Consider the following 23,823-nt stretch of genomic DNA (forward strand, 5'->3'; position numbering starts at 1 on the left):
CGTGGTTGGTTCGGTAGCCTGCACGTTTGCGTCCTCAGCCATCACTTGCGCGCCCACGGACGGCCGCTTGCCGTCTCTTCCGCCATCATCTGTGCCTGTTGCTCGCGTAAGTGCCACGGCATTTCCTCGAACACGCCGTCGAACAGCGTATCAAGCGGCTGGTGCAGGCCGTGTCCGAGGATGCCGTTCGCTTCGGCCGCCTTCTGCGCGGCGCGGACCATTTCGGCGACGTCCTTATCCTGTGCGACGTGGCGTTCCTCGTCCCACTCGCCGAGCGCGATGAGGTGGTTCTTCAGCCGCGTGACCGGATCGCCGAGCGGCCATGCGCTCGCCTCGCCGGCGGAACGGTACTGGCCGGGATCGTCCGAGGTGGAATGCCCTTCGACGCGGTAGGTGAAATGCTCGATCAGCGTCGGGCCCTGGTTGGTGCGCGCCCGCTCCGCCGCCCAGGCAGTGGCGGCATAGACAGCAAGCGCATCGTTACCGTCGACCCGCAAGCCCGCGATCCCATAGCCGATCGCACGCGCCGCAAAGGTGGTCGCCTCCGCGCCGGCAAACCCGGAAAAGCTCGAGATCGCCCACTGGTTGTTGACGACGTTGAAGATTACCGGCGCGCGGTACACGGAGGCGAAGGTACAAGCGGAGTGGAAATCACCCTCGGCGGTCGATCCCTCACCGCACCAGGCGGCGGCGATGCGGGTGTCGCCCTTCGCCGCGCTCGCCATCGCCCAGCCGACGGCTTGCGGATATTGCGTGGTGAGGTTGCCGGAGATCGAGAAGAACGACGCCTCCTTGACCGAATACATGATCGGCAACTGCTTGCCCTGCAGCCGGTCGCCCTTGTTCGAATAGATCTGGTTCATCATGTCGACCAGATCCCAGTCGCGCGCGATGAGCAGGCCCTGCTGACGATATGACGGGAAGCACATGTCGTCACGATCGAGCGCGAACGCGGCGGAAACGGCCACTGCCTCCTCACCGGTGCACTTCATGTAGAAGCTGGTCTTGCCCTGTCGCTGCGCGCGGAACATGCGTTCGTCGAACGCACGCACGGTCACCATGCTGCGCAGCATGCCGCGCAGCGTATCGGGGTCGAGTCGCGGGTTCCACGGACCGACCGCCTGTCCATCCTCGTCCAGCACGCGCACGAGATCATAGGCTAGGTCGGTGAAATCCTCAGCTCGATCGGCGGTGTCGGGCCGACGCGCCTGGCCGGCGGGGGGCAGTTTGACTTGCGTGAAGTCTACCGCATCGCCCGGTCGGAAGCGCGGCTCCGGCACGTACAGCGAGAGGGGGGGCAGGTTCGCGCCTTGACGGTCGCTGGACATCACATCTCCGGCTTCGGTTCGGATCGCCTTCATCAGCGCCCGAAATCATCTTGTGCACTGTTGTTATTATATTTCAACCGGCTTTGCTAGATCTCCGTTGCGCAAAGCCATTGACTCGCCGCATCAAAACAGAACAAAATAGGAACAGTTAGCAGCGAGTCGAATCGTGTCGTCAGCCACTATAGCAGAATTGCGCGAAAGCCTGCGAGCGATCCAGGGCGACGGCTACAAGCGTCGCCCGGTTTTGCCGTTCGGTGTGGCGGCGCTCGACGAGCGGATCGCAGGCGGCGGTTTGCGGCTCGATTCGTTGCATGAGGTTGCCGCCGCCAGCCCGAATCCCGGCGACGATGCCGCCGCGACATTGTTCATGGCGGGCGCCGCCGCGCGGGCATGGGGGCCGGTATTGTGGGTGGTACGCCGGCGCGATCTGTTCGCGCCGGGCCTGTATCAGGCCGGGCTTGATCCTGACCGCGTGCTCTATGCGGAGGCCTCCGACGATGCCGAGGTGCTCGCGTTGATGGAGGAGGGGCTGCGGCACCGTGGCCTCGGCGCAGTGATCGGCGAGGTCAAGCGCGCCGCCATGCCCAATACGCGCCGCCTGCAACTGGCGGCGGAAGGCGGCAAGACCATCGCGCTGCTGCTGAAACGCCATGCGAGGGAAGGCGGCAATCCGCTTCACGTCCCCTCCGCCGCAATCACACGCTGGCGGATCGGCAGCGCGCCCTCCACGCCGCTGCCGGTCGAGGGGGTGGGGCGCGCCTGCTGGCACATCGACCTCGTCCGCCAGCGCGGCGGCGAGCCTTTCCAAACCATCATGGAGGCATGCGATGAAACGGGTCGCCTCGCTCTACCTGCCCGACTGGCCGATCGAACGGCTGCGACGGATGACGCGGATCGATACGTCTATGTCGAGGCGGCCTGACGTCGCGAGACCAAATAGCGCAGCTATTTCGCACGGCGACGAAGGCGGCCGGCGGCGCGAGGCGTCGTCCGGCGACACGGGCTTTGGCCGTGGCGCTACCCCCCTCGAGAAAGCCGCTGCCGCCGAACGTGCGGAAACATGCTCTGTCCCTCGCGGCGGAGGCTGGCGTCCGGGCGCGCGCTGGGCTCGGGAAGACGTCGAAGCGCAGATCGCCGCTTTGCCCGCACACCAGCGGCCTCCGTTTCGCGACCTCGGCCGTCGCAGCGAAGCGGCCGCACCACCGTTCCGCGCGATGCGTGCCGACGAGGCGACCGGGGGCCAACCCTTCCGCCCGGCGGGCTCGGTTCCGAAATCGCTCGGGCCAGACCCGCGCAGCATGGCCGGACATCCGGACTCTTCCGGACGCGAGACGTTGCAGCGTCCGAGATTGCGTGACATCGCCGCGCCGGAGCGTCCCACCCCGGTCTGCCATAGCGGTGAGGATCGCCCGCTCGTCACCAGCATCAAACAGGGCAGCCGCCTCGTCATCGCCGCGGCCTGCGCCGGCGCACGTGCGCTCGGCCTAGCCCCCGGCATGGCGATAACGCAGGCCCGTGCGCTGGTGCCGGAACTCGACATCCGCGACGCCGATCCCGCAGGTGACGCCGCCGATCTGCTGCGCCTCGCCATCACGGCGGCACGCCGCTGGACGCCGCTCACTGCGCTTTCCACAACGGACGGGGGGGATGCGGACGGGCTGATGCTCGATATCACCGGCTCCGCACATCTGTTCGGCGGTGAGGCCCGGATGGCGCAGCGCATCGTCCGGTTGCTTGGGCGACTGGGCTTCACCGCGCGAATCGCGGTGGCGGACACGGCGGGTGCGGCTTGGGCGATGGCGCGGTTCGGTGGACGGGGGTGCAGCATCGTGCCGCCCGCGCGTCATGTCGAGGCGATTGCCGGCTTGCCCCTCGCCGCGCTCCGCCTCGATTCCGGCGCGGTCGATGGGCTTGTTCACCTTGGTGTGGATACAATCGGCCAGCTTGTCGCAATGCCGCGCGCGCCCCTCGTGCGCCGGTTTGGAGACGCGCTCGTCACCCGCATCGATCAGGCGAGCGGGCGTGTCGCCGAGCCGCTCGATCCGGTCGTTCCGCCCGAGCCGATCTTGGTCGAGCAGCGTTTCATGGAGCCGATCGCCACGGCCGAGGCGATTGCGCATTGGCTCGGTGTGCTGATGCCGCGCCTCGTCACCGCGCTTGCGCAGGTCGGGCAGGGGGCACGGCGAATCGAACTCGTTGCCGATCGCATCGACGGCATACCGCAGCGCCTCCACATCGGCCTCGCCCGGCCAAGCCGCGATGGCGCACACATGCTGCGTCTCATCACCCGCCGTATCGAGGAGATCGCCCCGGGCTACGGCATCGACGCGCTCGCGCTCCACGTCCGCCGTGCCGACCGGCTCGATGCGCAGCCGTTCGACGAACGGCTGGAGGATCGGCCCGCCGACCTTGCTCCCCTCGTTGATACGCTCGCCAACCGCATCGGCGATGCGCGGCTATGGCGGATGCGCGCGGTCGAAAGTGATGTGCCCGAACGCTCGCTTGCACCTGCGCCGCCCATGAGCGAGGCGCCGCGTGCCGGCGTTCGGCTCAAGTCGGACGACATCCGTCAACTCGATCGCGGTGTTGATCTACACCCCTGGCATCCGCGCTGGCCGCGTCCGGCGCGCCTGCTGCGGCGGCCCGAACAGCTCGATCATGTCATCGCCGAACTGCCCGACCAGCCCCCGCGCCGCTTCACCTGGCGCGGGCAGACGCACCGGATCGTCCGTGCCGACGGGCCGGAACGCATCCTCGGCGAATGGTGGCATCGCACCGCGGAGGCGCAACTGGTCCGTGACTATTTTCAGGTTGAGGACGAAATCGGCCATCGCTTCTGGCTGTTCCGTCGCGGCGACGGCGAGCGGGCCGAGACCGGCGACCTTGCTTGGTTCATTCACGGTGCGTTCGGGTGACCTACTGCGAACTTCAGGTCACGACGCATTATTCGTTCCTGCGCGGGGCGGCGTCGCCTGAGGAACTGTTCAAGGTCGCTGCGACATTGGGTCTGCCCGCGCTCGGCATCGTCGACCGCAATTCCGTCGCCGGAGTGGTGCAAGCCCTCTACGCCTGCGATCAACTCGCCGAAATCGGCGTTGCGATCCGGTCGATCCCTGGTTGTCGGCTTGATCTGGTCGACGGCACGTCGCTGCTGGTCTGGCCCGAGGACCGCGCCGCGTGGAGTCGCCTCACGCGCCTGCTCACGCTCGGCAAGAGCCGTGCCGACCGCAAGGCCGGTGAAAAGGGGCGCTGTTTTCTGCATTGGGAGGATGTCGCGGCGTATGCCGATGGGTTGGTGGCGGCGCTGGTGCCCGGCATTGCCGACGCGGATGCGGTAGCGATGCGGTGGATGGCGGACGTGTTCGGCACGCGCGGCCACGTTTGCCTCACCCAGTTGCGCCGCCCCGGCGACGTGGCACGCCTGCACGCACTCGACCATGCCGCGCGACGTTTCGGGCTGACGCCGCTCGCCACGGGCGACGTGCTGTACGACCTGCCCGAACGGCGCATGTTGCAGGATGTCGTCACCGCGATCCGGGAGAAATGCACCATCGACACATTGGGCTTTCGCCGCGAACGCAGCGCCGACCGGCATCTTAAAAGTTCGGGGGAGATGGCGCGCCGCTTCCGTCGCTTTCCGCACGCGATCGCGGCCAGCGCCGCGATCGCGGAGCGCTGCACCTTCTCGTTGCGCGAACTCGGTCACCAATACCCCGATGAGTTGGTGATGAGCGGGCACAGCCCACAAAAGGCGCTGGAGAAGTTGGCGTGGCGCGCCCTTAACATCCGAAGTAAAGATGCGCGGCCAAGTGCGGCCTATCGCAAACTGCTGACCAAGGAACTCAAACTGGTCAAGCACTGGGGCTATGCCGCCTATTTTCTGACAGTCCATTCGATCGTGCAATACGCCCGTAGCCAAGGTATTTTGTGCCAGGGCCGCGGTTCGGCGGCGAATTCCGTAATCTGTTTCGTGCTCGACATCACCTCGATAGACCCGGTCAGGCACCAACTGCTGTTCGAGCGATTTCTGTCGGAAGATCGTGGGGAGCCGCCCGATATCGACGTCGATTTCGAGCACGAACGCCGCGAGGAAGTGATCCAGTGGATCTATGATACGTACGGCCATCATCATGCCGCGTTGACGGCCGTCGTCAGCCGTTTTCGCTCGCGGGGCAGCATCCGTGAAGTCGGTAAGGCTTTGGGCCTGGCCGAGGACGTCACCGCAGGACTTGCGAGCCAGATCTGGGGCTGGTCGAGCGAGGGCGTTCCCGATGAACATGTCGAAGCGCTCAACCTCGACAAGACGGAACCGCGGCTTGCGCTTGCGCTCAGCCTGGCCGCGCAGTTGATCGGCACGCCGCGGCATCTCTCGCAGCATCCTGGCGGCTTCGTGCTGACGCGGGACCGGCTGGATTCGCTGATCCCGATCGAACCTGCGGCGATGGTTGATCGCCGCGTGATCGAGTGGGAAAAGAACGACATTGAATATCTCAGCTTCATGAAGGTGGATATTCTTGGCCTCGGCATGCTCGGCTGCATGCGGCGCTGCTTTGAGCTGCTGCGCGCGCACAAGGGGCTGAACCTCGTGATGTCCGGTCCGGAAATGCAGGTCGACGATCCTGCGGTGTACGAGATGATCCAGCGGGCGGACACGCTCGGCGTGTTCCAGATTGAGAGCCGCGCCCAGATGTCGATGCTGCCGCGCATGAAGCCGACGAACTTCTATGACATCGCCATTCAGGTGGCGATCGTGCGGCCGGGGCCGATCCAGGGAGACATGGTGCACCCGTATCTCAAACGCCGCGAGCAGGAGCGCGAGGGCAAGGTAGAGATCGAATATCCCAGCACGAAGTTGAAAAGCGTCCTGAAAAAGACGCTCGGCGTGCCGCTGTTCCAGGAACAGGCGATGCAGGTCGCGATTATCGGTGCTGGCTTTCCGCCGACCCGGGCCGACAAGCTGCGTAAGGCGATGGCCACGTTCAAGAAAACCGGTGGTGTCGGTGAGTTCCGCGACGATCTCATCAAGGGGATGCGCAGGAACGGCATCACTCAGGAATTCGCCGAGCGGCTGGTCAAGCAGATCGAGGGGTTCGGTAGCTACGGCTTCCCCGAGAGCCACGCGGCGAGCTTTGCCAAGATCGCCTACGCTTCATGCTGGATGAAGCATCATCACCCCGACGTATTCTGCGCCGCCTTGCTCAATGCACAGCCGATGGGGTTCTACGCCCCCGCACAGATCGTCCGCGATGCGCGCGAGCATGGCGTTATGGTGCTGCCGCCGTGCATCAACGCGAGCGAGTGGGACACCATCCTCACGCCAGCCCCGAGCGGTCTGCTGGCACCGCTCCGCCTCGGCCTGCGTATCGTCTCGGGGCTGGCCGGCGCGGACGTCGGCCGCATCGTGCTCGCGCGCGACGAGCGGCCGTTCGCTTCGGTCGAGGACCTGTGGCGGCGTGCGAAACTGTCGACGCTCGCGCTCGAGAAGCTCGCGCGGGCCGATGCGTTCCATGCGCTCGGGCTTGATCGGCGGCAGGCGTTGTGGGCGGTGCGTGGGCTTGGCGCAAAGCCGCTGCCGCTGTTCGCCGCCGCGGATGCGCGCGCGTCGGGCATTGAGCCGCCGGTCGTGCTCGCCGCGCTCACCGCCGGGCGTGAGGTGGTGGAGGATTACCGCGCGACGCAACTCTCGCTGCGCGCGCATCCGCTCACCTTCCTGCGCGGCGACCTCACCCGGCGCGGCATCCGCGCATGCGGCGACCTTCAACACATAAAGGACGGCGCGCGTGTCGAGGTGGCGGGGATCATCCTCGTGCGGCAGCGGCCGGGCAGTGCAAAGGGCGTGCTGTTCATCACCGTCGAGGACGAGACCGGCATCGCCAACGGTATCCTGTGGCCCGACCGGTTCGAGGCGCAGCGCCGCACCGTGATGACCGCGACGATGGTCTCGATCATCGGGCGCGTACAGAAGGAGGGGCTGGTGATCCATGTCGTCGCCGACCGCGTGGTCGATCTTACCGGTCTGCTCGGCCAGGTTGGCGACATCGAACTGCCGCGCCTCACCATGCCCGGCGATGGCGCGACGCACGGCGGCACCATCGACCCGCGCGACCCGGAGTGGAAGCGTGGCCGGATCGACTGGCATTACCGCGAGAAGCCGGCGATTCCGGTGAAAAGCCACGATTTTCATTGAGGCAGCTCGCCGGAACCACTGGCGTGCGAGCCGTGTAGCGCGAGCGCGCGCAGCGGCTCGTCATGCCGCTTCGGCATCCGCTTTAAGACGTCACCTTGAGGATCAGCAATCCTGCCAGCAGCAGCCCCGCACCGACCAGCCGCCCCGGCGTCGCCGCTTCACCAAGCAGGACGATGCCCAGCACGAATGCGCCAAGCGCACCGATGCCGGTCCAGATCATGTACGCACTGCCGAGCGGCAGGCTCCGCATTGCATAGCCGAGCAGGCTGAAGCTCGCGATTACCGCGACGATCGTCACCGCGGCCGGTCCGGGCTTCGTAAAGCCGGCCGATTGTTTCATGGCATACGCCCATACGATCTCGAGCAGTCCGGCGATGGTCAAAGCAATCCAGGGCATACCGCCCTCCCGAGTTGAGAAGCCGGGTCGTCCCGGACATGCAACCGCGTGGGCGGTACGAGGACGTGGCCCCGGAGGCGCGCCTTAGTCGGCGGACGAGGCGACGGCAATGTCCGCCTGCAGCCGTTGCAACATGGCAAGCGCGCGATCGGCATGCGCGGCGGGGACGAAGGCGTGATCGTGGTGGAACGCCGAGACCATGTTGCAGGCGATGGCCGCCCCGGCGAGCGCGCCCGCCACCGCCGCGGTCAGCCCGACGCCGCCGAGCGCGGAGAACACCTGCAACGTGATCTGGCGCATCGGTGTGGCGCAATCAAAGCCAAGCACGATTGCGCGATCGAGCGGCAGGATCGCGGACCAGCCTTCATCCTCGCGGAACAGGCTGATCGCATCGGCTCCGAAGCGTTCGAGGTTGGGCGCGGTGCAGAACACGAAGCATCCCTCGCGCAGGACAGGCGCCATGCCCGCGATCATCGCATCGCGCCCGGTAACGACGGTCACGAAGCCTTGCTCATTGGGCCCTGCCGTAGCGTGCGATCAGCGCGCGCACCACGCCGTTGGTCCAGCCAAAACCGTCCTGCAACGGATACTCGCCGCCGCCGCCCGGTCGGGCCTGCTCGACATCGTATTTCTCCAGCATCCGCCCGCTCGCCCGGTATTCGTGCAGCACCGTCGCGAGGAAACGCTGCGCCAGTTCGCGCGCCGCCGTCTCGTGGCCGGCGCGGTTCAGTCCCTCGATCGCGATCCATTGCAGCGGCGGCCAGCCGTTGGGCGCATCCCATTGCTCGCCGGTGCGCGCCTGCGTGGTGCGAAGGCCACCCGGCGCGACCAGCGAATCCGAAATGGTCGACGCGACGATCTCCGCCCGGTCCTGCGCGGCAAGTCCGGTGAACAGCGGAAAGGCGGTGGCTGCGCTCAGACCCCGGCGCAAAGCGTGCTTGGCGATATCCCAGTCGCCGTACCGGCCGCCCTTGTCGTCCCACAGCCACTTCTCCACCGCCGCGCGGCGTGCGTTGGCGAGCGCGTCGAAGCGTTTGGCGCATTCCACATCGCCGTCGCCCCGGCAGGAATCGGCGATCGCACCCTCCATGCCGTACAGCAGGCTGTTGAGATCGACCGGCACGACGTTGGTGGTGTCGATCGTCGCCAGCGTCTTACCGTCGGCGAACCAGCGCGAGCTGAAATCCCAGCCGCTTTCGGCCGCAGCGCGGATGTCGCGGTACAGCGGCCCGGCGTCCCGCCCGGTACGCGCCTGAAGGGCGACGTCCTCGCGCCACGATTCCTCGCGCGGGCGGTCGGCGTGGCTGTAATAGCGGTTGAGCACGCTGCCGTCCGGCATCGTCACGACATGCTCGGCCTGCATCCAGAAGTCATGCTCGCGGATCAACGCCTTTAGCCGGCGCGCCTCGATCGCGGGGTCGTGCGTGTCGGACAGCGCCATCATCAGATATAGCACCGGCGGCTGCGAGCGTTCGACATAATAGCTGCGCGTGCCGTTGGGGATATGGCCATAGCGTTCGACCAGCGACACGAAATCAGCCAGCATCGAGTCGATGAGGTCGCCATGCCCGTCCGCCTTCAGGCCCAGCATCGTGAAATAGCTGTCCCAGTAATACATCTCGCGGAAGCGGCCGCCCGGGACGACATAGCGTTCCGGCAGTGACAGCGCGGAGCCGCCCGGTGTCGCGACGAGCGGCGGGCGCGTCAGGTGCGGCCACAATGCGGCGATATGGTCCTGCACCGGTGGGCGCGACGGGTCGGCCGGCGGAGTCGGCGCCGCCATCGGCACGGTGAAGTTGCGCTGGACAAAGGCATGTAACTGGTCCGGCGTCTCGGGTTGCGTCGCGCACCAGTCGGCGAGGATCGCGGCATGCGGGCGCAGCGGGGTCGCGTCGGCGAAGCTCTTGCTGTCCGGGTACAGCCGCGCGGTCTGCACGGCGGTGAAGATCGGGCCGTACAGGTCGAGCGGGGTCGGCACCGCCCCCACGATCGGCGTCGCGGGCGGGATGCACGAGGCGACTTCGGCGACGACCTCGGGGGCGGCAGCGGCGTGGTGGCGCGGGCGGCGCGCCTTGCGGTGTTTTGCCGCCTTGCCCTTCACCGTCTTGTGTGCGGTCGCGCGCTGCGGCGACGCGGCGTGCGCGACCGAACCGCCGGCCAGCGCGAGCAGCGCCGCCGCCAGAATCGCCTTCATCGCTCGCAAACCTGCCCCCTGTCTTAGCCGCCGACGGTCTGCTCGATTACGCCGAAGATGGCATGATGCCTATCGTCTTCGGCCCAGATCCGCACGGTATCGCCGCGTTTGAGGAATGGCGTAGACGGTTGCCCGCCCCGGATCGTCTCCACGTTGCGCTGTTCGGCGATGCAGGCATAGCCGACGCCACCTTCAACGATCGGCTTGCCGGGGCCGCCGTCTGCATCGCGGTTGGAGACGGTTCCAGAGCCGATGATCGTCCCCGCCGCCAGCGCGCGTGTCTTCGCCGCATGCGCGACCAGCGCACCGAAATCGAACGTCATGTCGACACCCGCCTCGACCCGACCGAGTGGGCTGCCATTGACGTCGACGTTGATGCGTCGGTGGAGCTTGCCGTCTTGCCACCAGTCGCCGAGCGCCTCGGGCGTGACCAACACCGGCGACAGCGCGCTTGCCGGCTTCGATTGGAAAAACCCGAACCCCTTGGCGACTTCGCCCGGAATCAGCGCGCGCAGCGACACGTCGTTGGCGAGGCCGACCAGCCGGATTGCGCCCAGTGCTTCTTCGCGAGTGGCGCCGGCGGGCACGTCGCCGGTCACCACCACCACCTCGGCCTCCAGGTCGAGGTCCCAGCTTTCGTCGGCGAGCGGGATCGGGTCGCGAGGGCCGAGGAACCCGTCCGATCCGCCCTGGTACAACAGCGGATCATGCCAGAAGCTGTCAGGCACCTCCGCGCCGCGCGCCTGCCGCACCAGCGCGACGTGGTTCACATAGGCCGAGGCGTCCGCCCATTGATAGGCGCGGGGCAGGGGGGCGGCGGCGGCATGTTCGTGGAAGCGCCGCATCGGGATCGTTTCATGCTCAAGATCGGTGGCGAGGTTCTGGAGAGCGGTAACCACCTGGTCCCAATCGTCGAGCGCGGCTTGCAGGGTCGGCACGATATGCGCGGCATCGGCGCACCAGGCGAGATCGTTCGAGACGACGACAAGGCGGCCGTCGCGGCCCCCTTTGAGGCTGGCCAGTTTCATGCGCGCTCTCCTGCTTGTTATGGGCCGAACATAACCCTCTCGCCGAAGCTGTCGACCCGCTTTCCGCCGTTGCCCTTGCCGCGCGGCCTCGCTAGGGGCAGATGATGGAACCGCAGGTCGGCATCATTATGGGCAGCACTTCCGATTGGGAGACGATGCGCCACGCCGCCGATCTGTTGAGCGAACTCGGCATCCCGCATGAGAGCAGGGTCGTCTCCGCACATCGCACCCCGCAGCGGCTCTACGATTATGCCGGCGAAGCGGCGGCACGCGGCCTCAAGGTCATCATCGCGGGCGCCGGCGGCGCGGCGCATCTGCCCGGCATGGCGGCGGCGCTGACGCATCTGCCGGTGCTCGGCGTACCGGTTCAGTCCAAGGCACTGAGCGGCCTCGACAGCCTGTATTCGATCGTTCAGATGCCCGCCGGGATCCCCGTCGGCACGCTCGCGATCGGCAAGGCCGGCGCCAAGAACGCGGCGCTGCTGGCCGCCGCGATCCTCGCGCTGGCGGATGCGCCGCTTTCCGCGCGGTTGCAGTCGTGGCGGACCGCACAAACCGACGGCGTCGCCACCGAACCGGCGTAATCCGTGCAGATCCGCCAACGAAAGTAGACCATGACCCCGCTTCCCCCCGGCTCGACCATTGGCATCCTCGGCGGCGGCCAACTCGGGCGGATGCTTGCGGTCGCGGCGGCACAGCTCGGCTATCGCACCCACGTCCTCGCGCCCGATGCGGAGAGCGTCGCCGCGCAGACCGCCGGCAGTTTCACCCGCGCCGACTATCACAGCCGCATCGTGCTCGACGAATTCGCCGGACTGGCCGACGTCGTCACCTATGAGTTCGAGAATATCGCGCTCGACCCGATCGTGTATCTCGCCGCCAAGGTGCCGGTGCATCCCGCCCCCGCCGCGCTTGGCGTCGCGCAGGACCGGGCCGAGGAGAAGAGCTTCGTCGCTGAACTCGGCGGCCGCACCGCGCCATGGGCGAAGGTCGAGACGCTGGCGCAACTGAACGCCGCACTCGCGACGATCGGCACACCCGCCATCCTCAAGACGCTGCGGATGGGCTATGACGGCAAGGGTCAGGTCCGTATCCACGCCGCCGCCGAGGCGGAAGCCGCATGGAACGCGATCGGCGGCCGGCCTGCCATCCTCGAAGGATTCGTGAGCTTCAGCCACGAGTTTTCGATCATTCTGGTACGCGGTGTGGACGGCGCGATGGTGAGCTATCCGCCGCCATGGAACGAGCATCAGGACGGCATCCTGGCGCGTTCGACCTTGCCTGCCCCCGCCGAGATCGCAGCGCACTGGGGCGAGGCGGCAGCGCTCGCCGGGCGGATCGCGGACCGGCTTGGCTATGTGGGCGTGCTGGCGTGCGAATTCTTCGCCGGCGCGGACGGCCCGGTGTTCAACGAAATGGCGCCGCGCGTCCACAATTCCGGGCACTGGACAGTCGAAGGCGCGATGACTTCGCAGTTCGAAAACCACATACGCGCGATCTGCGGGCTGCCGCTCGGCGACACCGGCCTCACCGCGCCAAGTGTAGTGATGGAGAATCTGATCGGCGATCAGGCAAACGGCTGGGCCGACATCCTCAGCGAACCGGGCGCCCATCTGCACCTCTACGGCAAGGATGTCCGCCCCGGCCGGAAGATGGGCCATGTCACACGGATCGGCCGGCTCTGAACACGCGCTGGCGGCATCGAGGTTTAGCTCTGCAGGAAAGCTCCATAGCATCGAGATGGGGCGCGTAACCGGAAGCATCTGCGCCGTTCTGCTACCATTTCGCCAAGACGCATGGACTGCGATGAACGCGGCCTCAGCCAATACTTGAGCAGCTTCAGACCCTCTTACGGTCGTGCGGATCCAGCAAAGGTTACGCTGGACAGCCCACGCTCTACGACAGCAGGCATAGCAGTGAGCTCAGATAAGCGACGCCCACCGCAGTGCAATCAGGGCTTACGTGTCCCCGAAAGGGGGAAGCTGCCGAGCATGCCGGCGCCGACCGATCCGGTCAGCACATCGTCCGTGATCGTGGCGCCGCATTCCAGCGTCATCGACATCGGCGTGGTGATCGACATCACCCAGCCGAGCGTGTCGCCATTCACCGTACCTTCGGGGATCTCGACCGATCCAAGCGCGCCGCTGAGCGAGCCGGTGAAGCTGTTGCCCGAACTGCGCACGGCAAGAACCGCTTTCTGATCACCAAGCGGGGTGCGCACCACGACATCCCAATTGCCATCGACTGCCGCCATCACGTCACTCCTTTACGTTCGCACTCATCAACGCGCGGTCGCGACCGACGCTGCCGGGATCACCTCGACGGGCAGGCCGCGACTGTCAAGCTGCGGGCGCACCACCTTGGCATCACCAATCATGACCCAGAACGCCTGTGCAGGATCGATCGTTGCACGCGCTGTCGACGGCACTTGGCGGAGAGTAAGCGCGCGTACCGTTGCGTACTGACCCAATCGTCTTGTTCTGAATGTCGCATATCCGCGCGCCCACGTTTTCAAATGGCCCGGTACCGCGCGCGTACATCGGCAATCGCTCTTTACGACTTAAGCGGCGTCACCTCAGTGATGGCAACTTAGCCGCCGCATTCGTTGCTCAATGCGCCGGCCTGCACCGGAACCTAAACGCCTTACGAAGCTGCGTGTTGAAGCTCCCCGGACGCTTGTCCCCGCGCATGTCGATCCTATACGGAATCGCCGCTTAGCGCATCGTTGGCGGCGACGAGGCAGCGGTTCTCCGGTTCCGGTGACGGTCTCGACAAGCGTGAGTGGCGTAAGACGCGTGGTTCATGCTGGGAGACTGCCACTACCCTACAATGATCAGCAACAGCCCTTGTGTTGTAAAAAGGCAACACCATATCGCGATCCAGTAAAGGAGGGACTTACACCCATGAACCTCGAAAAATTTACCGACCGCGCGAAGGGCTTCCTGCAATCGGCGCAGACGGTTGCCATCCGCATGAGCCACCAGCGCATCGCCCCGGAACATCTGCTGAAGGCGCTGCTCGAAGACGAACAGGGGATGGCTTCTGGCCTGATCCAGTCTGCCGGCGGTGACGCCAAACGCGCTCTGTCCGAAACCGATCTCGCCCTCGCCAAAATTCCGGTCGTATCGGGCAGCGGCGCGCAAAACGCACCGGGCATTGATAACGATCTGGTGCGCGTGCTCGATAGTGCCGAGCAGATCGCGCAGAAGAGCGGCGACAGCTATGTCACCGTCGAACGGCTGCTTGTCGCGCTTGCGCTTGCGCTGAACACGGCTGCGGGCAAGGCGTTGCAGGCGGCGGGCGTGAAGGCCGAGGCGCTTAACGCGGCGATCAACACCTTGCGCGGCGGCCGCACCGCTGACACCGCCAGTGCCGAGGATCGCTACGATGCGCTGAAGAAGTTCGCGCGCGACCTCACGCAGGCGGCGCGCGACGGCAAGCTGGATCCGGTGATCGGTCGTGACGAGGAAATCCGCCGTACCATCCAGATCCTCGCGCGTCGTACCAAGAACAACCCAGTGCTGATCGGCGAACCCGGTGTAGGCAAGACCGCGATTGCCGAAGGCCTCGCGCTGCGCATCGCCAATGGTGACGTGCCCGATACGCTCAAGGACCGCACGCTGATGGCGCTCGACATGGGCTCGCTGATCGCCGGCGCGAAATATCGCGGCGAGTTCGAGGAACGGCTGAAGGGCGTGCTCGACGAAGTGAAAGGCGCAGAGGGGCAGGTCGTGCTGTTCATCGACGAGATGCACACGCTGATCGGCGCGGGCAAAGGCGATGGCGCGATGGACGCCTCCAACCTGCTCAAACCCGCGCTCGCGCGCGGTGAGTTGCACTGCGTCGGCGCCACGACGCTCGACGAATATCGCAAGTATGTCGAAAAGGACGCAGCGCTCCAGCGCCGCTTCCAGCCGGTGTTCGTCGGCGAGCCGACCGTCGAGGATACCATCTCGATCCTGCGCGGGCTGAAGGAGAAGTACGAACTCCACCACGGCGTCCGCATCACCGATGGCGCGATCGTCGCGGCGGCGACGCTCTCGAACCGCTACATCACCGACCGCTTCATGCCCGACAAGGCGATCGACCTGATGGACGAGGCCGCCAGCCGCATCCGCATGGAGGTGGAGTCGAAGCCGGAGGAGATCGAGGGGCTCGACCGTCGCATCCTGCGCCTCAAGATCGAGCGCGAGGCGTTGCGGCGCGAGAGCGACGATGCCTCGCAGGACCGGCTTGCCACGCTTGAGGAAGATCTCGCCAATCTCGAACAGCAATCCGCCGAACTGACCACACGCTGGCAGGGCGAGAAGGACAAGATCGCAGCTGAGTCAAAGCTGAAAGAGCAGCTCGACGCAGCCCGACTTGAACTGGAGCAGGCGCAACGCGCGGGCGATCTCGCGCGGGCGGGCGAACTGTCCTACGGACGCATCCCCGCGCTGGAGCGTCAGGTGGCGGAGGCACAGGGCGCAACCAAGGGCGCGATGCTGCGCGAGGAAGTCACCGCCGACGACATCGCCGGCGTGGTCAGCCGCTGGACCGGGATCCCGGTCGACCGGATGATGGAGGGCGAACGCGAGAAGCTGCTCCACATGGAGGAAGCGCTTGGTAAGCGCGTGATCGGGCAGGCCGCCGCCGTGCGCGCCGTGTCGACCGCGGTGCGGCGTTCACGCGCCGGGTTGCAGGATCCCAACCGGCCGATGGGCTCGTTCCTGTTCCTGGGACCAACCGGCGTTGGCAAGACCGAACTGACCAAGGCGCTCGCCGAGTTCCTGTTCGACGACCCATCGGCAATGGTGCGGATCGACATGAGTGAGTTCATGGAGAAGCACGCAGTCGCGCGGCTGATCGGTGCCCCGCCCGGCTACGTCGGTTACGAGGAAGGCGGCGTGCTGACCGAAGCCGTGCGCCGGCGTCCGTATCAGGTAATCCTGTTCGACGAGGTCGAGAAAGCGCACGGCGACGTGTTTAACGTGCTGCTCCAGGTGCTCGATGACGGGCGGCTGACCGACGGGCAGGGGCGCACGGTCGATTTCACCAACACAATCATCGTGCTGACCTCGAACCTCGGCAGTCAGGTGCTGACCACGCTGGAGGACGGGCAGGACGTCGCCACCGTCGAGCCGCAGGTGATGGAGATCGTGCGCGGCCACTTCCGCCCGGAGTTCCTCAACCGGCTCGACGAGATCGTGCTGTTCCACCGGTTGGGGCAGAGCGAGATGGCGCCGATCGTCGATATCCAGGTGTCGCGCATCGACAAGCTGCTTGCCGATCGCAAGGTGACGCTCGATCTCACGTCGGGTGCACGCACGTGGCTGGGGCGCGTCGGCTACGATCCCGTATACGGTGCGCGGCCCTTGAAGCGGGCGGTGCAACGCTACTTGCAGGATCCACTCGCCGATCTGATCCTGCGCGGTGGCGTGAAGGATGGCGCCACGGTGCGGGTCGACGAGGGTGACGGCAAGCTGGAACTGAGCGTAGCCTGACCGCATCGTTGGGCAAAAAGAACGGGGCGGCTTCCGTGAGGAAGCCGCCCCGTTTGTTTTTCAGGTAAGATCGGAAGCGATCAGAACTTGAAGTTCGCGCCCGCCCGGAAGCTGCGACCAACGATGCCGGCCATGTGCCAGGTCGGCAGGTAGTTCGCGCCCGAATAGGAGGCCGGCGCGAGCGGAGCCTTCTCGCCGGTGATGTTGCCGACGAACAGGTTGAGGGTGAAGCCGTCGTTGACGCGGAATGCCGCGTTGACGTCGGCGTAGATGAACCGCTTGACGTAGCAGAACTTGTCACCCGTGCCATAAAGGTTGCCGCCGGCGCAGGAGAGGTCATCACCCTCGTCCGCCGCGACTTCCTTGATCCGCGACACGTAATAGGTCGTCGCGGTCAGAGCGACCGGACCGAACTCGATTGTGTTCTGCCAGTTGCCACGCACGCGCGGCGTGCCAGCGCCCGACGACAGCTCGTAAGGTCCAAGCGTACCGACATACTTCTGGATCTTGCTGCCGTTGCCCGGATCGAGGTCGTACTGGATCACGTAGGTCAGATCGAGGCGGCTGGTGAACTTGATCGTGTCGGTGATCGGAACGCCCACGTTGGCGCCGAAGTCGAGCCCCGAGCTCTTGATCGAGCCCGCATTGACGAACGGCACGTTGATGATGAGCACTCGCGGCAGCGCGTTCGGGAACAGCGGATCGGGCGCATCGACAGCCGAAACGGTGTACCCTGCCGGAAGCGCAGTGCCCGCGAAATAGTTCGCACGCGCGATGGCGGCATCCGGACCGGTCACGATCACGTCGGTCTTCTTGATGTTGTAATAGTCCACCGTGAAGCTGACGTTGCGAACCGGCTCGACCACCACGCCGCCGGTGAAGCTACGCGACTTCTCAGGCTTGAGGTTAGGGTTGCCGGTGGCACCCGAGCCGAGGCTGTAAGCCTGGGCATAGGGATTGGTGTTGGGGTTGGTGCCGGTGATGAGGCCGCCATGCGCCTGCTGGAAGGAGGCGGGCGGGGTGACGGTTACGAAACCGGCGTAGCTCGACAGCGGGTTGTTCTCCGCGAAAGTCGGTGCACGGAAGCCGTTCGAGTAGGTGCCGCGGATCGCCAGCTGCTTGATCGGCGTCCACTTGGCGCCGATCTTCGGCGAGAAGTGGCTGAACCCTTCCGAATAGTGATCGTAGCGACCCGAGCCATTGACCTCAAGGGTGGTCAGGATCGGTGCGTTGATCTCGAAATAGCCCGCCGTCACGTCATGCGTACCGAATGCCGCCGAGGTGTTGGCGTATTTGGTCAGGCCCGGGTTGTTGCTGTTGTTTTCCTCGGTTTCATGGCGGAACTGACCACCGACTGCGACCTGGAGATTGCCACCCGGCAGCGCGAACAGATCCTTGGCGATCGATGCGTCAACCGAGATCAGCGAGGTATGCGACGGCGTGGTATAAACCGGCGCGATCATGTCGCGCACGGCTTGCGTGTTGAGCGCCGGATTGACGAAGTTGTACGCGCCGGTGTTGACCGCCTTCTTCAGCCCGGCAATGTCGAGCACGCCGTGGTTCTCGATCGAGAAGTTGTCGCGTGCGCCGACCGCATCAACCTTCCAGTGATAGTCCCCAGCAATGTCGCCGTTCAGGCCGAACGCGCCACGGAACACCTCGTTGTCGCGCTTGCTGTAAACGGGGATGTCGCCGAATGCATAATAGATGCGGGCTGCGTTGTTGGCGGGATCAAGCGCACCAGCCGCTGCATACGGGTTGTTGGGGTTCAGCGTGCGGTCGCTTGCTGTGGCGCAGTTTACGCCGGTGGAGCAGATGTACACCGGCAGAACGATACCTGGGTTGCTGGACGATTGCGTCGGCGAGGCACCGTAAGGCTGAGTCTGGCGGATGCCGCTTGGCTGACGACCGATCGTGACTTCGCTGTGCGAGTAGCTGCCGGTCAAATAGCCTTCTACAGTCGGCGCGACGCGGAAGCTCAGCCGACCGGTGAAGCTGTAACGCTCCTGCGACGGCTGAATGTCGTTGTAGCGCGTGCCATATTCCTTGCCGTAATCGTGCTTGCAGCCCGTACCGCCCGCTGCGCCTGCGACCGTGAAGGTGCCGTAGTTGCATGCCGCGGTGCCGCCGAGCAGCGTGTAGGTGCCAGTCGCCACGCCGCCCGCGAACGGGTTGTTGAGATCGGTCTGCGGCGCACGGCGCACGACCGCGTTGGTCGACTGCGTCGTCAGCGAGCTGTCGCCGGTGTTGTTGTCGAGGCCGCCGATCGAGCTGAGATCGTTGGTGTTGTACGGGAAGCCACGCGATGTGGCGGAGATCGGCTGATCCTTCTGGTATTCGCCGTTGACGTAGAAGTTCCAGCCCTTCTCGTCATAGTCGCCGTAGCCTGCAGTCAGGTTGCCGCGATAGCGTGCGCCGTCACCCTTCTCGGTCACGCCGCCTTCGACCGTGCCGGCGAGGCCGGTGAAGTGCTTCTTCATGATGATGTTGACCACGCCGCCGATCGCGTCAGCGCCGTAGCTCGACGATGCGCCGTCCTTCAGGACCTCGACGCGCTCGACCGCGCTGAACGGGATCGAGTTGAGGTCGACATAGGCGTTGTGGCCATCGTCGTTCAGCGGGAAGTTGGTCGAACGCGTGCCGTCGATCAGCACCAGCGTCGACGAAACGCCGAGACCGCGCAGCGAGACGGCGGCGCCGCCGGCCGAGAAGCCGTTGGTGAAGCCGGTCGAGATCGAACCAGCACCATCGGCCGAGATCGAGCGCACCGCGTCGTTGATGTTGGTGATGCCGGCACGCGACAGGGTTTCGGTGGTCAGCACGGTAACCGGCGACGGCGTTTCCGTGTTGGTGCGACGGAACAGCGAGCCGGTAACCACGATATCATCGGTCGGCGCGGCTGCCGGCCCGGTTGCGGGCGCGTCGGAAGGCAGTGTCGCGGGTGCAGCCTGATCCTGTGCAAACGCAGGCGCAGCAAACGCAGCCAGCGCGCCGAGCGAGGCAGCGCCGACGAGCAGACGGTTCTTCAGAGTCGAATGCAAAATCATATACCCCCTGTGCGACCCCCCGCCCGCCGTATCGACGATGCGGGAGATACAAAGCCCCCCTCGAACCTGTTCAGGTCGATCCCGGAGCGGATGAAGGAGGCATAACGGGGCCGGAGTGGCTGTAAAGCTTCTGTACTGTGAATATGTGTGATTCACATTCTTTGTAGTAATTATGCCACATCGGGCTTTTTACGTAGCATCGGCGTCGCGCTATCCCGGATGCGGCATCGGCCCGGCGATCAGCAGCGGGTCAAGTTTGGCGTCGCGCCAGCGGATTGCCCAATGCAGGTGAGGCCCTGTAGCACGCCCGGTCGCGCCCGAAAGCGCGACCGCCTGCCCGCGGCGGACGTGGTCGCCGACATGTACGTCGATCCGCGACAGATGCAGGAAGGCGGTGTTCAGTCCCATGCCGTGATCGATCATCAACAGATTGCCCTCCAGCGTGAAGGGGTGATCCGCTGCCAGGATCACCACGCCGTCGGCAGGACTAAGTACCACCGTCCCGGTGGGTTTCGCGATATCGACACCGGAATGGTACGCACCCGCCTCGCCGTTCTTGTAGATGCGCTGCGAGCCGAACAATGTGGAGATTCGTCCGGTCGTTGGCCAGAGGAAGTGCTGACGCCAGCCTTGTGCATCGGTCTGAACGCGCCGGGCCGCGGCGATCTGTGCGAGTTCGCCCGGACGAATCCGCGCCATTTCCGCTTCCGGCACCGGGAACTTGGGCAAGGTCGACAGCCGGGAGATGTTCCAGTCACGCGGCGCGACCGTCACTTCGTCGCGCACCTGGCGCCCGTCGGCAAGCGTCGCAACCAGAGTGGTGGACGGGCCGGCGTCGCGGTCGAACCCAAACACGAAGCGGCCGTCCGGAGCGACGGCGACGTTCGCGCCATTCACCGTCAGCTGCGTCGTACCGGCTGGGGCGATACCGATCACCAGACCACCCTGCGTCATGGTGCCGGCGTAGCTGAACGTTACCGGCTCGGCAGGTCGCGGCGGCTGGACGTCTGGCGCGTGGATGACCGGATCGACGGGGAGTGGCCGCACATCTGCGTCAACGGGCGGCACGATCGCGCAACTGCCGAGCAGCAGGATGGTGAGGCTCGCGCCGATGCCTGCGCGGCGCATCAAGCCTTCAATGATTCGGTGGCGAGGATGGCGGTCGCATAGGCTTCCTGCCGCGCCACGCTCCAGTAGCGCAGATCCTCCAGGGCGATTTGCGCGCCACTCGCAGCGCACACAACGTGATCGCCGGGCGTCAGCACGCGAAAACCGTTGGCCATGTAGTGCAGGCGGGCGAGGCGATCGGTGTTGGGCATCAGCATGGCAACGTCTCTTGTCAGAACAGGTCGGGCTGGGCCGGTTCGGGCTTGCGGTCATAGGCTTTGCCGCCGGCGCGCTCAACCTTGGCGTCGATCGCGCCATCGCGGAAGTGGAGCGTCACCGCGCCCGCCGCACGCGCCGCCACGCCGGAAACGAGCGTCTCGCCGCCCGGCCGCGCGGTCACGCGGACATAGCCGCGATCGAGCAGCGCATCGGGGTTGAGCGATTGGGCCAGTCGCCACGTCCGGTCCAGCCGGTCGCGCGCGCCCTCCAGCTGGCGCTCCAGTACCGCCGGTCGAAGCGCGCCGGCCGATCGGTCGAGCTGCCCGCGCGACACCGTCACCCGCCGTTCCAGCCCCCGGTCCAGCCGTGCGCCCAAATCGTCGGCGCGCTGCCGCTGCGGGCCGAGCAAGGCATCGCGTTTCGGGATAACCCGTACCAGCGCATCGAGCCGCTCGCGGTTGCGCTCGTGATAGCGGCGTACGCACTTCTCGGTGCGCTGGCCGTGGCTGGCGATGGTCAGGCGCAGGTCGGCCAGCACCGGCACCGCCATTTCGGCGGCCGCGGTCGGCGTCGGTGCGCGCAGATCGGCGGCGTAGTCCGCCAACGTCGTATCCGTCTCATGGCCGACCGCCGAGATGATCGGGATCGAGCAGTCCGCGATCGCGCGCACCACCACTTCTTCGTTGAACGACCACAGATCCTCGATCGAGCCACCGCCCCGCGCGACAATGACGAGATCGGGCCGCGCCACCGGACCGCCCGGCCGGATCGCGTCGAAGCCCCGGATCGCCGCCGCTACGTCCGCCGCCGAGCCTTCGCCCTGCACCTTTACCGGCCAGACGATGACGTGGCTCGGGCAGCGATCCTCCAGCCGGTGGATGATGTCGCGGATCACCGCGCCGGTCGGCGAGGTGACGACGCCGATCACGCGCGGCAGGTAAGGCAGGCGTTTTTTCCGGGTCGTCTCGAACAGCCCTTCGCCAGCGAGCTTCGCCTTCAGTTTTTCCAGCAGCGCCATCAGCGCGCCTTCGCCGGCCAGTTCCATCCGCTCGATGATGATCTGGTATTTGGAGCGGCCGGGATAGGTGGTGATCCGCCCGGTTGCGATTACCTCGATACCGTCCTGCGGCTGGAACGGCAGCATATTCACCTGTCCCTTCCAGATCACGCCGTCGATCACCGCGCCGTCATCCTTCAGGCTGAGATAGGCATGGCCCGAGGCGACGCGCTTGTAGCCAGAGATTTCGCCGCGTAGCCGAACATGGCCGAACTCCGTCTCCACCACGCGCTTCAGCTTTGCCGCCAGTTCGCCGACCGACAGCGGCGCGGCGTTGTCGCCGGGCACGTCGTCGGCTACCAGCCGCGTCTGGGTGTCGTAAAAAGGGTCCGCCATGAATGTCCTGCTGATCGGCTCGGGGGGCCGCGAACATGCGCTCGCCTGGAAGCTCGCGCAATCGCCGCGCCTCCATACGCTGTTCGCCGCACCGGGCAATCCGGGCATTGCGGCGCATGCGCGGATCGTCGCGCTCGACGTGACCGATCACGCGGCGGTGGTGGATTTCGTGGCAGCGCAGTCGATCAAACTGGTCGTGATCGGCCCTGAGGCGCCGCTGGTCGACGGCCTCGCAGATTCGCTGCGGGCGGCGGGCGTGGCGGTGTTCGGCCCCTCGGCGGCGGCGGCGCGGCTGGAAGGATCGAAGGCCTTCACCAAGGCGCTGTGCGACCGCGCCGGCATCCCGACCGCCGGTTACGCGCACGTCGCATCGCTGGACGATGGACTGGCCGCGCTTGACCGGTTTGGCGTGCCGGTGGTGGTGAAAGCGGATGGGCTGGCGGCAGGCAAGGGCGTGACCGTCGCCGAGACGCGCGAGCAGGCCGAAGCCGCCTTGAACGACCTGTTCTCCGCACCCGGCGGTGAGGCGGTGATCGAGGAGTTCCTCGAAGGTGAGGAAGCCAGCCTGTTCGTGTTGACCGACGGCACGGCGATCCTGCCGTTCGGCTCCGCGCAGGATCACAAGCGGGTTGGGGATGGCGATACCGGCCCCAATACCGGCGGCATGGGCGCCTACAGCCCCGCCCTGGTGCTGACGCCCGACCTCGAGGCCCGCGCGATCGCAGAGATCATCTGGCCTACTGTCCGCACGCTCGCGGCGGAGGGGACGCCGTTTTCGGGTGTGCTCTATGCCGGGCTGATGCTGACACCCAACGGGCCGAAGCTGATCGAATACAACGCGCGCTTTGGCGACCCGGAATGCCAGGTGTTGATGATGCGGCTGGAGGAGGATCTGCTCGACGTGCTGCTTGCCGTCGCGGAAGGACGGCTTGGCGAGCGTGGGCCCGCGCGTTTCGCGGACGACACCGCGCTGACGGTCGTGATGGCGGCACGCGGCTATCCCGGCACGCCTCAGTCCGGCGGCACGATCGGCGGCGTGGTCTCGGCGGAGGCGACTGGCGCGAAGATATTCCAGGCGGGCACGCGGTTGGCTGAGGGGCAACTCGTCGCAGCCGGCGGCCGCGTGCTGGCCGTCACCGCGAGCGGCGCTGACGTACAGGCCGCGCAGACCGCCGCCTACGCCGCGCTCGACGTGATCGACTTTCCGAGCGGCTTCTGCCGGCGCGACATCGGCTGGCGCGAGATCGCCCGAACCGGGTGATCGACGCGCCACCGTCGCTGCTTTGCGGCTGGGGAAACGACACTCCGCACGAACACGGATGCCGGACCAAGAGCTTGCCGCAGCACGTCCGCGCGGAGTTGCGGCGGAGACGGCGCAAAAGATTGAAATTGGATGCAATTCTCTGATGGGTTCGAAGGGCGGACCAGTGGGAAAAGCCG

The 23,823-nt window shown here is 66.1% G+C and carries 18 protein-coding genes; 7 read left to right on the plus strand and 11 right to left on the minus strand.

Going from position 1 to position 23,823, the window contains the following annotated elements:
- Positions 1–41: 41 nt before the first annotated feature.
- Complete coding sequence (locus tag OXR00_RS16850) at positions 42–1,328, minus strand: 3-methyl-2-oxobutanoate dehydrogenase (2-methylpropanoyl-transferring) subunit alpha (protein WP_267389411.1); 1,287 nt, start codon at positions 1,326–1,328, stop codon at positions 42–44.
- A 163-nt stretch (positions 1,329–1,491) separates the two neighbouring features.
- Between OXR00_RS16850 and OXR00_RS16855 the strand changes: the two genes are divergently transcribed.
- From OXR00_RS16855 to OXR00_RS16865, 3 genes are read left to right on the plus strand one after another with little or no spacing between them, the layout of a single operon-like run.
- Complete coding sequence (locus OXR00_RS16855; RefSeq protein ID WP_267389450.1) at positions 1,492–2,250, plus strand: protein ImuA; 759 nt, start codon at positions 1,492–1,494, stop codon at positions 2,248–2,250.
- Positions 2,156–4,243 (plus strand): DNA polymerase Y family protein, encoded by a 2,088-nt coding sequence (locus OXR00_RS16860; protein ID WP_267389412.1) that lies wholly within the window; start codon positions 2,156–2,158, stop codon positions 4,241–4,243. Before OXR00_RS16855 ends, OXR00_RS16860 begins: the two co-directional genes overlap by 95 nt.
- Positions 4,240–7,515 (plus strand): error-prone DNA polymerase, encoded by a 3,276-nt coding sequence (locus OXR00_RS16865; protein WP_267389413.1) that lies wholly within the window; start codon positions 4,240–4,242, stop codon positions 7,513–7,515. The genes OXR00_RS16860 and OXR00_RS16865 overlap by 4 nt, the downstream gene beginning before the upstream one ends.
- Before the next feature lie 82 nt (positions 7,516–7,597).
- Here OXR00_RS16865 and OXR00_RS16870 read toward each other — a convergent pair whose 3' ends face one another.
- From OXR00_RS16870 to OXR00_RS16885, 4 genes are all read right to left on the minus strand, one after another.
- Positions 7,598–7,912: an SMR family transporter gene (locus tag OXR00_RS16870; protein ID WP_267389414.1), complete on the minus strand. Its 315-nt coding sequence runs from the start codon at positions 7,910–7,912 to the stop codon at positions 7,598–7,600.
- An 84-nt stretch (positions 7,913–7,996) separates the two neighbouring features.
- Positions 7,997–8,413 carry an ACT domain-containing protein gene (locus OXR00_RS16875; protein ID WP_267389415.1) on the minus strand — a complete coding sequence of 139 codons (417 nt, stop codon included), beginning with the start codon at positions 8,411–8,413 and terminating at the stop codon, positions 7,997–7,999.
- A 10-nt stretch (positions 8,414–8,423) separates the two neighbouring features.
- Positions 8,424–10,106 (minus strand): alpha,alpha-trehalase TreF, encoded by a 1,683-nt coding sequence (gene treF, locus OXR00_RS16880; RefSeq protein WP_267389416.1) that lies wholly within the window; start codon positions 10,104–10,106, stop codon positions 8,424–8,426.
- Between the two features lie 23 nt (positions 10,107–10,129).
- Complete coding sequence (locus OXR00_RS16885; RefSeq protein ID WP_267389417.1) at positions 10,130–11,134, minus strand: fumarylacetoacetate hydrolase family protein; 1,005 nt, start codon at positions 11,132–11,134, stop codon at positions 10,130–10,132.
- Between the two features lie 101 nt (positions 11,135–11,235).
- Here OXR00_RS16885 and purE point away from each other — a divergent pair, with 101 nt between their 5' ends.
- A complete protein-coding gene (gene purE, locus OXR00_RS16890) occupies positions 11,236–11,718 on the plus strand; it encodes a 5-(carboxyamino)imidazole ribonucleotide mutase (RefSeq protein WP_267389418.1) in 483 nt (160 codons plus the stop codon).
- 30 nt (positions 11,719–11,748) lie between these two features.
- Positions 11,749–12,819 (plus strand): 5-(carboxyamino)imidazole ribonucleotide synthase, encoded by a 1,071-nt coding sequence (locus tag OXR00_RS16895; protein ID WP_267389419.1) that lies wholly within the window; start codon positions 11,749–11,751, stop codon positions 12,817–12,819.
- A gap of 266 nt (positions 12,820–13,085) precedes the next feature.
- Here the strand turns inward: OXR00_RS16895 and OXR00_RS16900 are convergent, their stop codons facing one another.
- Both OXR00_RS16900 and OXR00_RS16905 read right to left on the minus strand, forming a co-directional pair.
- The gene (locus tag OXR00_RS16900) at positions 13,086–13,388 is read right to left on the minus strand and encodes a hypothetical protein (RefSeq protein WP_242152477.1); all 303 of its coding nucleotides are present in this window, start codon (positions 13,386–13,388) and stop codon (positions 13,086–13,088) included.
- A 27-nt stretch (positions 13,389–13,415) separates the two neighbouring features.
- Positions 13,416–13,604 carry a hypothetical protein gene (locus OXR00_RS16905; RefSeq protein ID WP_267389420.1) on the minus strand — a complete coding sequence of 63 codons (189 nt, stop codon included), beginning with the start codon at positions 13,602–13,604 and terminating at the stop codon, positions 13,416–13,418.
- Positions 13,605–14,037: 433 nt separating this feature from the next.
- On the opposite strand from OXR00_RS16905, the gene clpB reads away from it, so the two are divergent.
- Positions 14,038–16,617: an ATP-dependent chaperone ClpB gene (gene clpB / locus OXR00_RS16910; protein ID WP_267389421.1), complete on the plus strand. Its 2,580-nt coding sequence runs from the start codon at positions 14,038–14,040 to the stop codon at positions 16,615–16,617.
- Positions 16,618–16,697: 80 nt separating this feature from the next.
- Here clpB and OXR00_RS16915 read toward each other — a convergent pair whose 3' ends face one another.
- The 4 genes from OXR00_RS16915 to xseA form a co-directional block, all read right to left on the minus strand.
- Positions 16,698–19,664: a TonB-dependent receptor gene (locus tag OXR00_RS16915; RefSeq protein WP_267389422.1), complete on the minus strand. Its 2,967-nt coding sequence runs from the start codon at positions 19,662–19,664 to the stop codon at positions 16,698–16,700.
- Between the two features lie 210 nt (positions 19,665–19,874).
- On the minus strand, positions 19,875–20,792 hold the full coding sequence (locus OXR00_RS16920) for a M23 family metallopeptidase (RefSeq protein WP_267389423.1): 918 nt from the start codon (positions 20,790–20,792) through the stop codon (positions 19,875–19,877).
- Positions 20,792–20,989 (minus strand): DUF2093 domain-containing protein, encoded by a 198-nt coding sequence (locus OXR00_RS16925; protein ID WP_242152469.1) that lies wholly within the window; start codon positions 20,987–20,989, stop codon positions 20,792–20,794. Before OXR00_RS16925 ends, OXR00_RS16920 begins: the two co-directional genes overlap by 1 nt.
- Positions 20,990–21,003: 14 nt before the next feature.
- On the minus strand, positions 21,004–22,383 hold the full coding sequence (gene xseA, locus OXR00_RS16930) for an exodeoxyribonuclease VII large subunit (RefSeq protein WP_267389424.1): 1,380 nt from the start codon (positions 22,381–22,383) through the stop codon (positions 21,004–21,006).
- Here xseA and purD point away from each other — a divergent pair.
- Complete coding sequence (gene purD, locus OXR00_RS16935) at positions 22,382–23,644, plus strand: phosphoribosylamine--glycine ligase (RefSeq protein ID WP_267389425.1); 1,263 nt, start codon at positions 22,382–22,384, stop codon at positions 23,642–23,644. The genes xseA and purD overlap by 2 nt on opposite strands.
- The last annotated feature ends 179 nt before the right edge of the window (positions 23,645–23,823 follow it).

The organism is Sphingomonas sp. GC_Shp_3 (assembly GCF_026540945.1).
Lineage (GTDB): Bacteria > Pseudomonadota > Alphaproteobacteria > Sphingomonadales > Sphingomonadaceae > Sphingomonas.

Bases quoted from the DNA above. Each gene is read 5' to 3' on its own strand.
- OXR00_RS16850 (WP_267389411.1), bottom strand. From the start codon at position 1,328: ATGTCCAGCGACCGTCAAGGCGCGAACCTGCCCCCCCTCTCGCTGTAC.
- OXR00_RS16860 (WP_267389412.1), top strand. From the start codon at position 2,156: ATGAAACGGGTCGCCTCGCTCTACCTGCCCGACTGGCCGATCGAACGG.
- OXR00_RS16870 (WP_267389414.1), bottom strand. From the start codon at position 7,912: ATGCCCTGGATTGCTTTGACCATCGCCGGACTGCTCGAGATCGTATGG.
- treF (WP_267389416.1), bottom strand. From the start codon at position 10,106: ATGAAGGCGATTCTGGCGGCGGCGCTGCTCGCGCTGGCCGGCGGTTCG.
- OXR00_RS16885 (WP_267389417.1), bottom strand. From the start codon at position 11,134: ATGAAACTGGCCAGCCTCAAAGGGGGCCGCGACGGCCGCCTTGTCGTC.
- purE (WP_267389418.1), top strand. From the start codon at position 11,236: ATGATGGAACCGCAGGTCGGCATCATTATGGGCAGCACTTCCGATTGG.
- OXR00_RS16895 (WP_267389419.1), top strand. From the start codon at position 11,749: ATGACCCCGCTTCCCCCCGGCTCGACCATTGGCATCCTCGGCGGCGGC.
- OXR00_RS16900 (WP_242152477.1), bottom strand. From the start codon at position 13,388: ATGGCGGCAGTCGATGGCAATTGGGATGTCGTGGTGCGCACCCCGCTT.
- clpB (WP_267389421.1), top strand. From the start codon at position 14,038: ATGAACCTCGAAAAATTTACCGACCGCGCGAAGGGCTTCCTGCAATCG.
- OXR00_RS16915 (WP_267389422.1), bottom strand. From the start codon at position 19,664: ATGATTTTGCATTCGACTCTGAAGAACCGTCTGCTCGTCGGCGCTGCC.
- OXR00_RS16920 (WP_267389423.1), bottom strand. From the start codon at position 20,792: ATGCGCCGCGCAGGCATCGGCGCGAGCCTCACCATCCTGCTGCTCGGC.
- OXR00_RS16925 (WP_242152469.1), bottom strand. From the start codon at position 20,989: ATGCTGATGCCCAACACCGATCGCCTCGCCCGCCTGCACTACATGGCC.
- purD (WP_267389425.1), top strand. From the start codon at position 22,382: ATGAATGTCCTGCTGATCGGCTCGGGGGGCCGCGAACATGCGCTCGCC.
- xseA (WP_267389424.1), bottom strand. From the start codon at position 22,383: ATGGCGGACCCTTTTTACGACACCCAGACGCGGCTGGTAGCCGACGAC.